Origin of the sequence: Tistrella sp., assembly GCF_002684955.1 — a bacterium.
In the GTDB taxonomy this organism is placed as follows: domain Bacteria; phylum Pseudomonadota; class Alphaproteobacteria; order Tistrellales; family Tistrellaceae; genus Tistrella; species Tistrella mobilis.
The window spans coordinates 26,440-40,125 of record NZ_NYWI01000073.1 but is presented as its reverse complement, the minus strand read 5'-3'; the positions used below and the strand labels follow the sequence as shown (position 1 = coordinate 40,125).

The following is a 13,686-nucleotide window of genomic DNA, read 5'->3' as shown; positions in this document are numbered from 1 at the left end:
TGAGACCGACCCGGCGCTGGATGTTCCGCATCGCAAAGCCCCGGAAACTGCTGGTCGTGCCAGTCATGGCGGCCATATCCGGTGCGGTGGGACGATGCGGTTCTTGACAATCGGTCGCGGTCGCGGTCATGACTTGGCGACGACCGGCCGGGCCTGCGGGCTTCGGTCCGGCGATCGGGTCGACAGCCAAGACTGAAGCGAGGCTCCATGGCACGTGCGTTCGTCTTTCCCGGACAGGGCTCGCAGAAGGTGGGCATGGGACAGGATCTTGCAGCGGCCTTTGCCGCGGCCCGTGAGGTCTTCGAGGAGGTGGACGAGGCGCTGAAGCAGCCGCTGACCCGCCTGATGTTCGAAGGCCCGGCCGAGCAGCTGATCCTGACCGAGAATGCCCAGCCGGCGATCATGGCCTGCTCGATGGCCGTGGTTCGCGTCCTCGAGCGGGAAGGCGGCGTCGATCTGGCCCAAAAAGCCGCCTTCGTGGCCGGGCATTCGCTGGGCGAGTATTCGGCGCTTTGCGCGGCCGGGGCGCTGGACATCGGCGATACGGCCCGTCTGCTCAAGATCCGCGGCCAGGCCATGCAGATGGCGGTTCCGGTCGGGCAGGGCGCCATGCTGGCACTGATGGGCGTGGACCCCGACGAGGCACGGGCCATCGCCGACGAGGCCGCGGGGTCCGGCGAGGTCTGCGTCGCCGCCAACGACAACGCGCCGGGCCAGGTGGTTCTGTCGGGCCACAAGACCGCGATCGACCGCGCGGTCGAGGTCGCCAAGGCCCGCGGCAAGCGGGCGATCCCGCTGGAGGTGAGCGCGCCTTTCCACTGCCCGCTGATGCAGCCGGCCGCCGAGCGGATGGCCGATGCCCTGGCGCAGGTGGAGATCGACGCGCCGCGCCTGCCGCTGATCGCCAATGTGCTCGCCGCCCCGGTTTCCGATCCGGACCGCATCCGCGGTCTGCTGGTCGAGCAGGTGACCGGCATGGTTCGCTGGCGCGAAAGCGTGCTGGCGATGAAAGAGGCCGGCGTCGAGGAAACCGTGGAGCTGGGGGCGGGCAAGGTCCTCTCCGGTCTCACCAAGCGCATCGACCGCGCGCTTTCGGCCCAGTCGGTGGGAACGCCGGCCGAGATCGAAGCGTTCCTGAAGTCTCTCTGAGGACGGCCTCTTAATCGTCCTGCGATCTTTCCCGTCCACCACAGTGATGGATCATCCATGTTCGATCTGACGCAGCGCACCGCGCTCGTGACCGGGGCCACCGGCGGCATCGGCGCCGCCATCGCCCGCGCTCTCCATGCCCAGGGCGCCGTGGTCGCGCTGCACGGCCGCCGCGCGGATGCGTTGGAAGGTCTTGCCGCCGAGCTTGGCTCGCGTGTCCATGTTCTGCCGGCCGACCTCGCGGCGGATGGCGCGGCCGAGCAGCTGGTGAAGGATGCCGAAGCCGCCATGGGCGGGCTCGACATTCTGGTCAGCAATGCGGGGCTGACCCGCGATACGCTGCTGATGCGGATGAAGGACGCCGATTTCGATCAGGTGATCGACGTCAACCTGAAGGCCGGTTTCCGTCTGGCCCGGGCCGCGATGAAGGGCATGATGAAGCGCCGCTACGGCCGCATCGTCGCCGTCACCTCGGTCGTCGGCCATATGGGCAATCCGGGGCAGGCGAACTACGCCGCCTCGAAGGGCGGGCTGACCGCCATGATCAAGGCGATCGCGCACGAAGTTGCTTCGCGCGGGATCACTGCCAATTGTGTTGCACCCGGTTATATCGCAACGCCGATGACCGACGTGCTGACTGACGAGCAGAAGACCGGTCTGCTCGAGAAGGTGCCGGTGGGCCGTCTCGGTTCGCCGGAAGACGTCGCCGCGGCCATCGTCTATCTGGCGAGCGCCGAGGCGGCTTACGTGACCGGTCAGACGCTCCACGTCAACGGCGGCATGGTCATGATCTGACCGCCGGGCCGGGGACGCAAACCGGACCAGCCCCGTGACCTTCATTGCCGCGGCATGTCCGCCGCGGCTGGCCAAGGTGCGGAAAGTGTGCTACAGCCCTGTTCGATTTCGGCGGGGCTGCCAGGCACGAGACAAACGGCAGTACGGCGCTACGCCCGAACGAACGCCACTTGCCAGTGAGCTTGAGGGACGACGACTGATGAGCGACATTGCTGAGCGCGTGAAGAAGATCGTGGTCGAACATCTCGGTGTCGACGAAGAGAAGGTCACCGAGACGGCCAGCTTCATCGACGACCTCGGTGCCGACAGCCTCGATACCGTCGAACTCGTGATGGCCTTCGAGGAAGAGTTCGGGATCGAGATCCCCGACGACGCCGCGGAGAAGATCCTGACCGTTCAGGACGCCATCAAGTTCATCCAGGAGAACCAGTCCTGATCGGACAGGTCTCCGGGCGACGTGCCGGCCATCAGGCCGGCACGGCCGCGCCCGCTTCCATGCGGGTGAGCTGATCCTCCGGAGCCGGTGCTGCGATGCCGATCAGGCGTCCCCGCAGCCGGCTCCGCCGCGCAACCCTGACGGGCCGCGGAGATCCGCTATGAAACGGGCGTGGTCGGCCGGTCCGGAACGGGATCGGCTGCAGCGCCCGCTTCTGGCGTTCCGGCTGGCGTCGTGCTGCCGGCATGCGACCCATTTCAGGCAGAAAGGACGCGCTGACCGAGATGAGACGTGTCGTCGTCACCGGGCTGGGTCTTGTCACTCCGCTCGCGGTCGGGGTGAAGGCGAGTTGGGAGCGTCTGCTCGCCAGCAAGTCCGGAATCCGTCACATCGACACCTTCGATGTGTCCGACCTTTCCGTCCGCATCGCCGCCATGGTGCCCAAGGGCGCCGGTGACGATGCCTTCCGTCCCGAGGACTATGTTCCCGCGAAGGACGTGAAGAAGATGGATGAGTTCATCCATTACGCGCTGGGGGCCGCCGACGAGGCGATCCGCGACGCCGGATGGGCTCCGGAGGCCGAGGAAGAACTCGATCGCACCGGTGTCATGATCGGCTCTGGTATCGGCGGCCTGCCGACCATCGCCGAAGGCGCGGTCACCATGGAACAGCGCGGTCCACGCCGCGTGTCTCCGTTCTTCATCCCGGCCGCGCTGATCAATCTGGCCTCGGGCCAGGTCTCGATCAAATATGGTTTCCGCGGGCCGAATCACGCCGTGGTCACCGCCTGCTCCACCGGTGCGCATGCTATCGGCGATGCCGCCCGGCTGATCATGTGGGACGATGCCGATGTGATGGTGGCAGGCGGCTCGGAAGCCGCCGTCTGCCGCATGGGCATTGCCGGTTTCGCCGCGGCCAAGGCTCTGTCCTCCGGCTATAACGATACGCCTGAGCGTGCGTCGCGGCCCTGGGACAAGGGTCGTGACGGCTTCGTGATGGGCGAGGGTGCCGGCGTGGTCGTGCTCGAAGAGCTTGAACATGCCAAGGCGCGTGGCGCGAAGATCTATGCCGAAGTCGTCGGCTACGGCATGTCGGGCGATGCCTATCACATCACCGCACCGTCGGAAGACGGCAATGGCGGTTTCCGCGCCATGCAGGCGGCGATGAAGCGGGCGGGGCTCAACCCCGACCAGATCGACTATGTCAACGCCCACGGCACCTCCACGCCGCGCGGTGACGTGATCGAGCTGGCGGCGGTGAAGCGCCTGTTCGGCGAGGCGGCCTACAAGCTGTCGATGTCGTCGACCAAGTCGTCGATCGGCCATCTGCTGGGCGCTGCCGGCGCTGTCGAGGCGATCTTCTCGATCCTCTCGATCCGCGACGGTGTCGTGCCGCCGACCCTCAATCTGGACAATCCGGACGAGGGTTGCGACATTGATCTGGTGCCCCATCAGGCCAAGGAACGCGAGGTGCGTTATGCCCTCTCCAACTCCTTCGGCTTCGGCGGCACCAACGCCTCGGTGATCTTCGGCCGGCCCGAATGAGCCTCTCCGAGTGATGCCGACACTATGATCCGGGATCTGCGGGCTCTGCCGTGCGCTTCCTGAAGCATCTCATCATCGCCCTCGTCTCCCTGGCGACCCTGGTCGTCGCGGGGGCGGGGGCGTTGTTGTGGTGGGGCTCCGTCTGGCTGGAAACGCCCGGGCCGCTGACCGAGGCCCGGACCGTGCTGCTGCCGCGGGGGACGGGCGTCGCCGGCATCACCCGTGAACTCGCCGATGCCGGGGCGATCGACCAGCCGGCGGTCTTTCGGGCGGCGGTGGTGCTGCTGGATGTGCAGACCCGGCTGAAGGCCGGCGAATACCGGGTCGAGCCGGGGCAGAGCCCGTCCGACATCATCGACATGCTGGTCGAAGGCAGGGTCGTGCTGCACCGCCTGACCCTGCCCGAAGGCATCACGCTTCGCGCCGCCTGGGAGGCGGTGGCCGGCGACGACCTGCTCAGCGGCGACATGCCGCCGATGGAGGGGTTCGCCGAAGGTGCGTTGCTGCCCGAGACCTACACCTATACCCGTGGCGATGATCGAGGCGCCCTGATCCGCCGGATGAAGGCGGCGATGGACAAGGCACTGGACGAGGCCTGGGCGGCAAGGCGGCCGGACCTGCCGCTGTCGACGCCCGAAGAGATGTTGATCCTGGCCTCGATCGTCGAGCGGGAGACCGGCATTCCCGACGAGCGGCCGCTTGTGGCCGGCGTGTTCGTGAACCGGCTGAAGCGCGGTATGCGGCTGCAGTCGGATCCGACCGTCATCTATGGCCTGAGCGAGGGCACCGGCCGGATCGACCGCGGTATCACCCGGTCCGATCTGGGCAACGCCCATGACTGGAACACCTACGAGATCGACGGTCTGCCGAAGACGCCGATCGCCTTGCCCGGCCGTGCAGCGCTGATGGCCGTGGCCCAGCCGGCGGAGACAGATGCGCTGTATTTCGTGGCAGACGGGACGGGCGGCCATGTCTTTGCGCGCACGCTGGCCGAGCACAATGCCAATGTCGCCAAATGGCGCCGGATCGAGCGCGAGCGTCGCCGGGCAGCGAAGGCGGCAGCCGGCGACTGACGCCTCAGCCGCAGACGGTGTCCGGAGTCCGCCCACGGGCGGCGGGATCGATTGCCTCGCTCCAGGCATCGAGAACAGCCGCTCTGGCCGCCTGCGTCTGGCGCGCCTGACGCAGAGCCACGCGAAGCGTCGCCCGCAGATGCCGGGCATCCTGATCCTCGTCATCGACCAGGGCGTCCGGGGCCATTCCGTCCTGCAGTGCGGCCAGGAACCGCTGACGCAGGGCCAGCACCCGCGGATCGCCATGCGCTGTCATCAATTCCTGAAAGGCCTGATGAGCGATCGGGTCGAAAGCGCGCGGCCGACCGAGGGCATCGCGCAGCGGATTGCACGCATGCAGCGTCAGACCGGCGACCAACCCGTCGGGGATCGGCGTATTGGCGGAGGCGGTGCGACCAGCGGCCAGCAGCTTCGGCAGAAGATGGGTGTGGGGGCCTTCGGGAGAGGTTTCCCCCGTCTTTGGAACGGCCTGAAAGACCTCGATCCTTGCCAGCCGGGTCATGAAGACCCGATGGGCGCCGGTGGCTGCGGCAGCCCGGCGCGGGCCCGGATCTTCCCCCAGCAGCGGCCGGCCGGCCAGCCTGCGGAGAACCGAGAGAGCCTCGGGCGTCGAGGCGCGCAGGCAGGCCTCGGTATGAGGAATGCCGAGGCCCAGATCGAACAGGATGCCGTTCCGGTCTTCCGGCCGTACGGCATCCGCATCGGGGCCGAGTTCGGTGACCACCGTCCGGGCCGGCCCGGCGGCGGCGGCTTCGGGCAGGCAGAAAGCGATGGCCGACGACCAGCCGACGCCGTCGGAGGACGGGGTCTCGTAGGCCAGCGGCCGGGCATCGCTCCGCAGCGTGATGGCGATGGCACCACGGTCAGTCGCCAGCCGGCGGCGCTCGGGGTCCTCTGCGGCATCGACCGATAGCGGCTCGCCGGCATCGCGCATGAACTCGGCGATGGCGCCGAAGCTGCCTGTGCTCCAGGCCTGGGCCGGATCGGCCAGAAGCCGTCCGATCAGCGGGCCTGCTGCATCCTCATATCCGGAGATGGATGCGTGAGGCATATCGTTGTCTCCCTTGACTGTTCCGACATCCGGGTGCGGGCCCAGGGCACGACCAGCAGATGGCCGTCGGCCTGGCCATGCAGGGCGCGTATGCCATAGGCCCGTGCCAGCCTGTCGGGGGTGAGCACGGCTTCAGGTGGTCCGTCGGCAATCAGGCGACCCTCTGCCAGCAACACCAGCCGGTCGCAGAACCGGGCGGCAAGCCCCAGATCATGCAGCACGGCCACCACCAGCCGGCCATCGCCTGCAAGGGCTTTGAGCAAGTCCATGACATCGAGCTGGTGTGCGGGGTCGAGGGCTGCGACCGGCTCGTCTGCGAGCAGGATCGGCGCCTCCACGGCCAGTGCCCGGGCCAGCAGAACCTTGAGCCGTTCACCGCCTGAAAGCCGGTCGACCCGGCGGCCGGTGAAACCCTGCGTCCCGGTCGCCGCCATGGCTCGGGCGATTGCGCGGCGATCTGCGGGCCTCCGGCCGTCACCATGAGGCAGGCGGCCGAGCGCGACCACGGCTTCTGTCGGCAGCGGCCAATGCACATCGGCGCCCTGGGCCAGATACGAGATCCGTCGCGCCCGGGCGGCGGCGGACAATTGGTGCAGCGGTTGCCCGCCAAGCAGCACGCTCCCATGCTGCGGGGTCAGAAGACCGGCGAGCAGGCGCAGCAGCGTGGTCTTGCCGGCGCCATTGGGGCCGATCAGCCCCACCAGTTGCCCCGGGCCGAACGACAGGGACAGATCCTCCAGCCGGGCGCGGTCCGGCCCTGAAAGGGTGAGGTGTCGCGCCTCGAGGGTCGTTGCGTCCATGGGGTCAGCCGTCCTTTCGCGCGGTCTTCAGGATCAGGGAGGCGAGGAAGGGTGCACCGATCAGGGCCATCATCACCCCCAGCTTCAGTTCGGGACGGGTCGGCAGCAGGCGAACGGCGATATCGGCCGAGAGGGTGAAAGCGGCGCCAGCCGGCGCTGCGATCAGCAACAGGGCGCCGGGGCGATGGCTGACCAGCGGCCGCAGCAGATGCGGGACGATAAGGCCGACGAAGCCGACTGCGCCCGCGACCGCGACACCGGGCCCGACGGCAAGGGCTGTGCCCAGAATCGTCGCAAGCCGGGTGCGGGTGACATCGAAGCCGAGACTCGCGGCCGTGTCCTCGCCAAGGGTCAGGGCTTCGAGTGCCCGTCCCAGCCGGGCGAGCATCACCAGGCCGATCATCACCGGCGGCACCGCCAGCCAGACATGGTCCATACTGCGGTCGCTGAGCGATCCCATCAACCAGAAGACGATTTCGAGCGCCGCATAAGGTGACGGTGCAAGATTGAGGGCGAGGGCGGTGAGGGCTGCGGCGAAACTGCCGATGGCGACGCCGGTGAGGATAAGCGCGGTGGTGCCGGCCCCGCGTGCCGCGATCACGGCCAGGACCAGCGTGGCGGCGAGGGCGCCTGCAATGCCACCGAGCGGCAGGGCCAGCGACCAGGCGGCCGCCGCACCGCTGTAGAAGGCGGCGACGGCACCCAGACCTGCCGAGGCGGAGACACCGACCACGCCCGGATCGGCGAGCGGGTTGCGCAACAGCCCCTGCAAAGCTGCGCCGGACATGGCGAGCCCGGCGCCCAGCACAATCGCGAGGATCGCCCGGGGGAGGCGCAGCTGGACCAGAATCAGCGCATCCAGCGTGTCGCGGCCATGGGCGACGTCGGCCATGGCGCGCGGAAGATCCAGACCGTCCGGCCCGGCAGCAATGGAGGCCAGCGTCAGAAGGGCGGTGAGGAGGAGGAGCGCCGCCGATATCCGGGCCGTGGTCAGCGTCATGACCGCGATCCTCGCTGGCGTCCGGCGAGCGACCGTCGCGCGGCCGACAGGCGACCGACCGCCTCTGCGACCCACGGGCCCGGGCAGACCCAGAGGGCGGCCGGCAGGCTGGTGATGGCCATGCCCGCTGCCCGTGCCCGGAAGGCCGGATGGTCGAGCACCTCGCGCGCAAGGGCCGGTGGTGCATCCCCGTCGGAATCGAGCACCAGCAGATCGGGTTTCAGGCGCAACAGCCGTTCGAGGCCGATCCGGCCATCGCCATCGACCGGCGCATCGGGGGCCAGATTGCGGAGACCGGCCGCAGCCAGGATCTCGTCCTGCAGGGTTCCCGCTCCGGCGACACCGCCGCCGGGACGCAGAACCACCACGCCCGGAAGCGGTGTGTCTTTCGCATCCAGGGTCGCCTCGCCAAGCATCCGGTCCATGGCATCGAGCATCTTCCGGCCGGCAGCGGGGTTGCCCACGGCCGCGGCAAGGCTGGTGACCTGGGACCGGATGCCGGCGAGGCTGGTCGCCTCGTCGAGCAGCAGCACCGGGATGCCGGCCCGGCGCAGCATCTGCGTGGTCGTCAGAGTGGTGTAGCGGCCGGCGACCACCAGATCCGGGGCGAGCCGGGCAATCTCCTCCGCCCGGCCGTGATTGAGCACCAGCCCCTGCGCCGCTGCGGGATCGATCGCCGCCGGCCCCGCGGCCAGCCAGGTAACCGATACCAGCCGGCCGGGCGGTGCCAGGCGCAGCAGCAATTCGTCGGCACACAGGTTCATCGACACGATCCGCCGCGGCCCGTCCCCGGCGGAAGCCGAGGGCGGGGCCGCGAGTACCAGGCCGGTCAGCAGAAGCCCGGTCGACAGAAACCTGGTCGACAGAAGCCCGGTCAGGCGGTGCGGAAGGCGCCGTGCTCGCATCAGGTCAGAACCGCATCCGCAGGCCGGCATAACCTGCGCGACCACGTGAGCCGTAGCCCAGAACCTCCTGATACTCCTCGTCAAAGAGATTGTCGATCCGACCGAAGATCTCGACCGTGTCGGTGAGATCATAGGCGGCGGTCAGGTTGACGAGGGTGTAGTCGTCGAGGGTGACGACGCTTCGGTTGTAGAAGGCATCGTAGGCCCAGTCTTTCTGTTCGCCGTTGTAGACGACAGAGAGGCCGGCCCGGCCACGGTTGTCGAGAAAGCGGGTCGAGAGATCGGCACTGGCGATGTGCGGCGCACGACGCACCAACTCCTGCCCGTTGGAGTCTTCTCCGTCTGTATACGTGTAGGCCAGCCGCAGATCGGCCCACGAAACCGGCCGTATGGTGACCGAGGTTTCTATCCCATTGATCCGCGATGTGCCGGGCAGGTTGATCGACGTGCTGCCGCTGCCTTGGATCAGATTTTCGATGTCCTGGCGGAACCAGCCGAAATCGATCACGAATCGACCATCGAAGAAGCTGTGCTCGATACCGGCATCCCAGCCGGTTGCCTCTTCAGGCTTCAGATCGGGATTTCCTTGATAGGTATTGCTGTAGCCGAACAACTCAAACAGGGTCGGGTTCTTGATGCCAGTTCCATAAGAAGCCCGCAGTTTGGTATCCGTGCCCGGGATCAGCCAGGCTGCGGTGAAGCGCCAGGTCTTCTGATCGTCGAAGATTTCATTCCTGTCGTAGCGTCCGGCCGCAGAGAGAAAGAGCTGGTCGTAGAGCCCGAGGCGGTATTCCCCCGCAAAACCTGTGGAATCAAAGGCACGGTCGACCGTTGACCAGGCACTGCTGGTTCGTACGGTTTCGCGTTCATACTCGGTTCCCAGCGAAAGATCGTGACTGACGGCGCCGGTCTCGAACCCGTAGTCGGTCTGATAGTCTGCCTTCAGCCGGCGGCCCAGATAGGTGCTGGTGATGCTGCCATCTGATCGGTAGTCGCGATCATGTTCGGTGTTGGCAAGGCCGACCTTATGATGCCAGCGGCCGTCCGCCATGGCGTAGCGCGCTTCGCCGCGCAGGAAGGTCTGCGTACCGCGGGTTTCCTCATCGGCGTCGTAAGGAAGAGTGGAATAGCCATCCCCTTCCGTACGATAGCGCACGGTCCTGCCGACCAGGGCGAATTCCAGATCCTCCGCCGGCCGCCAGCCGAATTTCGCGAAAGCGGACCGGTTGCGATAGCCGTCCTTCTCCGGATTGCCGGCGCGTTCATCGGCGGATGAGATGCCGTCGGTGCGGAAGCTCTGGGCCGAGACCAGGGCATCGAACGTCTGGTCGCCATAAGAGACCGTGCCGACCGCTTCGCGGGTGTCGAAACTGCCGGCCTCGGTCCGCACACTGCCCGAAAGCGGGCCGGACCCACGTTTGGTCGTGATGTCGATCACGCCACCCACGGCATCCGAGCCATAGAGCGCGCTCTGCGGGCCGCGCAGAACCTCGATCCGCTCGATCTCGTAAGCAAGCAGATGGCCGAAATCGAATTCCGACCCGCCCGAAGGATCGGAGACTTCTATGCCGTCGATGCGCACCAGGGTCTGATTGGCTTCCGAGCCGCGGATGCGGATCTGCGATGTGCCACCCACCGACCCGGTGCGGCTGACCGCAAGGCCGGGCACCAGACGCAGGACATCGTCGACCTGACGGATCTGCAAAGCCTCGATCTGTTCGGCTGTGATGACGGTGACGGCGCTGCCGACGGTCTCGACCGGCACCGGGCTGCGGGCGGCAGAGACGGAAAGCGGGGCGAGACGCGTGGCCTCGTCGGTTCCAGTCTCTTCGGCAGCGGCCAGGTTCGTAATTGCCAGCGGAGACAGCGTGATCAGTGGCAGGGCCAGGCCGGCACGAAGCTGACGGCGCGACCGGTGGCGGGCGGGTGGGCGATTGGTGGACACGGGGATACTCGACCTCGTTCGACTGCGTCATGCGGTCACTGCGAACGAGGCCGGCAGGGTGGCTGGTCGGGGCGGGAAGGGGAAGCCTTGGGGGGCTTATGGGGTCTTCATGCCGCGCCGCCACCGCTTGCAGAACCCATCGGTACACCCCGCCCGACGTGCTCGCCCGTGACCGCGAATGACGGCAGGTCTCCTGGCTCGCGGGTCATCGCACCACCGTCACCTTCCCGGCCCCCGTCGGGGCCAGTGGTTTCGAGACGGGGCACTCTCCGCTTACAGTTGCGGGGGCAGCCGCGGAATTGCCGGATTATGATACCGGCGCACCGCATTCCCTTTTCATCCTGCGGAACGACCGCAGGACACCGTCAGTGGAGCCATCCTGGCGCGAAGATCGCCCGTCTGGCAAGCGCGATGTGACATTCGCGTGTTTTCGCCGGATGGTTGCAGCGGCCGTCACTTCCCAGGCAGGCCGCCGAGCAGCCGGTCCGCCCAGGCGGCCGGCAGGGCGGCGAGCAGCCAGCAAAGGGCCGCCAGTTGCCACGGAAAGGCGATGCGCGCCCGGTTGCGGTCGAGCCCGCGGCGGATGATCCGCGCCGCCCGGTCGGCATCCATCAGGAAGGGCATCGGAAAGCGGTTGCGGGCGGTCATCGGCGTGCGCACGAACCCCGGGCAGACGACAGACACCCGTAGCCCGCCATGGGCAAGGCGCGGACGCAGCCCTTCGCCCCAGGCCTTCACGGCCGCCTTTGATGCGGCATAGGCAGGCGCCCCCGGCTGGCCGCGATAGCCGGCGAGGCTGGCGACGATGGCGATCGCTCCGCGCCCGCGACCCAGCATCAGCTCGGCTGCGGGCAGCACGGTGTTGACCACGCCGTCGACATTGACCGCGAAGATGGCCCTGGTAACCTCTGCCGAAACCGCGCCGCCACTGCCGGTTTCGTTGCCTGAGATGCCGGCATTGGCGATCATCAGGTCGAGGGGCGCGCCTGCACCGATCGCGGTCACCCAGGCTGCGACGGCATCGGCATCGGTGACGTCGAACCGCGCCACATCCACCTCGGCACCACGGCTGCGGGCGGCGGCTGCCACGGCTTCCGTGCGGTCCGTGTCGCGGCCATGCAGGGAAAGTCGGATGCCCGGTCCGGCATATTCCAGCGCCAGGGCAGCGCCCAGTCCGCTGGACGCGCCGGTGATCGCGATATGGCGGGGCGTGGGGGATGCGGTCATGGGACGCGGGTGGTCCTGGTGGACATCCGACGGGCAGCGTCGGAGACTGTGACGTGATCAGACCCGGATGGTCATCCGAGGCTTGGCGGGGGCGGGACGGGTTCGTATAGTCCGCCCGTCCGACCCGCCCCTGATCATCGCTCATCCTCGGGAGATTGGCCATGGCGCTTGCCAGCATGACAGGATTCGCCCGCGCCGATGCAGGCGATGCCCGCTATGGCTGGAACTGGGAAGTCAAGAGCGTCAACGGCCGCGGGCTGGACCTGCGGATCCGGCTGGCGCCCGGTTTCGACCAGCTGGAACCGGTCGTCCGCAAGGTCGCCCAGGACCGTATCCGCCGCGGCCATGTCAGCGTGCAGCTGGGCCTGGTGACCCATGCCCGGGGCGCGCGTCTTCGCATCGATCCCGAGGTCGCCGACGGGCTGGGCGAGGTTCTGACCGAGCTTCAGCGACGCTTTCCCAAGGCGAAGGTGCCGCGGCTCGACGGCCTGCTGCGGGTGCCGGGCCTGTTGCAGATGGTGGAGCAGGAGGAGAGCGAGGCCGTTCGGGCGGCGCGCGAGCATGCGATGACCGAGAGCCTGATCGCCGCCTTCGATCGCCTGGTCATTGCCCGCGCCCAGGAAGGGGCGGCTCTGACCCGGTTGCTGACCGAACATGTCGATGCGATCGAGGGGCTGGTGACCGAGGCTGCCGGCCTGGCCGCCACCCAGCCTGCGACCATCCGTGCCCGGCTGGAGGAACAGCTGCGCAGCCTGCTGCAGGACCGCGCGGGTGCTGCCGAAGACCGGATCGTTCAGGAAGCCGCGATGCTGGCTGCCAAGGCCGATATCCGTGAAGAGCTGGACCGGCTGGTCGCCCATGTCGCCCAGGCACGGGAGCTGATGGCCGCCGACGAGCCGGTCGGGCGCCAGCTCGATTTCCTGGCGCAGGAATTCAACCGTGAGGCCAATACGCTGTGCTCGAAATCTTCCGACACGGCGCTGACGCGGATCGGACTTGCCCTCAAGACCCGGATCGATCAGCTCCGCGAGCAGATCCAGAACGTCGAATGAGCTTCGACATCACCGCCTCTCAGGGACCATGCTGCTGATGACCGACACCACCGCCGCACGCCGCGCCCCTCATGATCGCCGGCGTGGCTTGATGCTGGTGCTCTCCTCGCCTTCGGGTGCCGGCAAGACCACGCTGTCGCGCCGCCTGCTGTCGCAGGACGACGACATCACGCTGTCGGTCTCGGTAACCACCCGCCCGATGCGCCCGGGCGAGGTGGACGGCGTCGACTATCACTTCATCGATCGCGCGAGTTTCGATCGCATGGTGGCCGAAGAGGCGCTTCTTGAGCATGCGACCGTGTTCGAAAACAGCTATGGCACACCCCGGGCCGCGGTAGAGGCGACGCTGGCCGACGGCCGCGACGTTCTGTTCGACATCGACTGGCAGGGCACCCAGCAGCTGGCCGACCGGGCGCGCGACGACCTTGTGACCGTCTTCATCCTGCCGCCCTCGATCGCCGAACTGGAGCGCCGCCTGACGACCCGGGCTCAGGACAGCGCCGAGGTGGTGGCCAAGCGCATGGCCAAGGCGGCGGATGAGATGAGCCACTACGCCGAATACGACTATGTGCTGGTCAACGAGGATGTCGACCGTACTCTGGCGGATCTGGAGGCGATCCTCAGGGCGGAGCGCCTGCGGCGCCGACGCCGGCTCGGCCTCAGCGGCTTCGTGAATGTGATGCGCGAGGGCGCCGGCCGCTGAGAAAGC

General features: G+C 67.8%; 13 protein-coding genes and 1 riboswitch. Of the genes, 7 read left to right on the top strand and 6 right to left on the bottom strand.

Annotated elements, in window-relative coordinates; all coding sequences use genetic code 11:
* Positions 1-207: 207 nt before the first annotated feature.
* The 5 genes from fabD (at position 208) to mltG (ending at position 4,997) form a co-directional block, all read left to right on the top strand.
* Positions 208-1,149 carry an ACP S-malonyltransferase gene (gene fabD / locus CMO28_RS23570; RefSeq protein ID WP_296717893.1) on the top strand — a complete coding sequence of 314 codons (942 nt, stop codon included), beginning with the start codon at positions 208-210 and terminating at the stop codon, positions 1,147-1,149.
* Positions 1,150-1,206: 57 nt separating this feature from the next.
* On the top strand, positions 1,207-1,944 hold the full coding sequence (fabG, locus tag CMO28_RS23565; RefSeq protein WP_014745382.1) for a 3-oxoacyl-[acyl-carrier-protein] reductase: 738 nt from the start codon (positions 1,207-1,209) through the stop codon (positions 1,942-1,944).
* Between the two features lie 199 nt (positions 1,945-2,143).
* Positions 2,144-2,380, top strand: a complete 237-nt coding sequence (locus tag CMO28_RS23560; protein ID WP_014745381.1) for an acyl carrier protein — start codon at positions 2,144-2,146, stop codon at positions 2,378-2,380.
* 284 nt (positions 2,381-2,664) lie between these two features.
* Positions 2,665-3,924, top strand: a complete 1,260-nt coding sequence (fabF, locus tag CMO28_RS23555) for a beta-ketoacyl-ACP synthase II (RefSeq protein WP_296717887.1) — start codon at positions 2,665-2,667, stop codon at positions 3,922-3,924.
* A 50-nt stretch (positions 3,925-3,974) separates the two neighbouring features.
* Positions 3,975-4,997 (top strand): endolytic transglycosylase MltG, encoded by a 1,023-nt coding sequence (mltG, locus tag CMO28_RS23550; RefSeq protein ID WP_296717885.1) that lies wholly within the window; start codon positions 3,975-3,977, stop codon positions 4,995-4,997.
* A 4-nt stretch (positions 4,998-5,001) separates the two neighbouring features.
* On the opposite strand, the gene CMO28_RS23545 is transcribed toward mltG, so the two are convergent.
* From CMO28_RS23545 to CMO28_RS23520, 6 genes are all read right to left on the bottom strand, one after another.
* Positions 5,002-6,048 carry a DUF6925 family protein gene (locus CMO28_RS23545; protein WP_296717883.1) on the bottom strand — a complete coding sequence of 349 codons (1,047 nt, stop codon included), beginning with the start codon at positions 6,046-6,048 and terminating at the stop codon, positions 5,002-5,004.
* Positions 6,000-6,848 (bottom strand): ABC transporter ATP-binding protein, encoded by an 849-nt coding sequence (locus CMO28_RS23540; RefSeq protein ID WP_296717879.1) that lies wholly within the window; start codon positions 6,846-6,848, stop codon positions 6,000-6,002. The genes CMO28_RS23545 and CMO28_RS23540 overlap by 49 nt, the downstream gene beginning before the upstream one ends.
* A 4-nt stretch (positions 6,849-6,852) precedes the next feature.
* Positions 6,853-7,848 (bottom strand): FecCD family ABC transporter permease, encoded by a 996-nt coding sequence (locus CMO28_RS23535; protein WP_296717876.1) that lies wholly within the window; start codon positions 7,846-7,848, stop codon positions 6,853-6,855.
* The gene (locus tag CMO28_RS23530; RefSeq protein ID WP_296717872.1) at positions 7,845-8,753 is read right to left on the bottom strand and encodes an ABC transporter substrate-binding protein; all 909 of its coding nucleotides are present in this window, start codon (positions 8,751-8,753) and stop codon (positions 7,845-7,847) included. Before CMO28_RS23530 ends, CMO28_RS23535 begins: the two co-directional genes overlap by 4 nt.
* Positions 8,754-8,757: 4 nt before the next feature.
* Entirely contained in the window at positions 8,758-10,698 is a 1,941-nt protein-coding gene (locus CMO28_RS23525) for a TonB-dependent receptor plug domain-containing protein (protein ID WP_296717870.1), read from the bottom strand.
* Positions 10,699-10,863: 165 nt separating this feature from the next.
* Positions 10,864-11,080: riboswitch (cobalamin riboswitch) on the bottom strand.
* A gap of 71 nt (positions 11,081-11,151) precedes the next feature.
* On the bottom strand, positions 11,152-11,925 hold the full coding sequence (locus CMO28_RS23520) for an SDR family NAD(P)-dependent oxidoreductase (protein ID WP_062765226.1): 774 nt from the start codon (positions 11,923-11,925) through the stop codon (positions 11,152-11,154).
* 161 nt (positions 11,926-12,086) lie between these two features.
* On the opposite strand from CMO28_RS23520, the gene CMO28_RS23515 reads away from it, so the two are divergent.
* Both CMO28_RS23515 and gmk read left to right on the top strand, forming a co-directional pair.
* Complete coding sequence (locus tag CMO28_RS23515; RefSeq protein ID WP_014745372.1) at positions 12,087-12,977, top strand: YicC/YloC family endoribonuclease; 891 nt, start codon at positions 12,087-12,089, stop codon at positions 12,975-12,977.
* A 28-nt stretch (positions 12,978-13,005) separates the two neighbouring features.
* A complete protein-coding gene (gmk, locus tag CMO28_RS23510) occupies positions 13,006-13,680 on the top strand; it encodes a guanylate kinase (RefSeq protein ID WP_296717856.1) in 675 nt (224 codons plus the stop codon).
* Positions 13,681-13,686 lie beyond the last annotated feature (6 nt).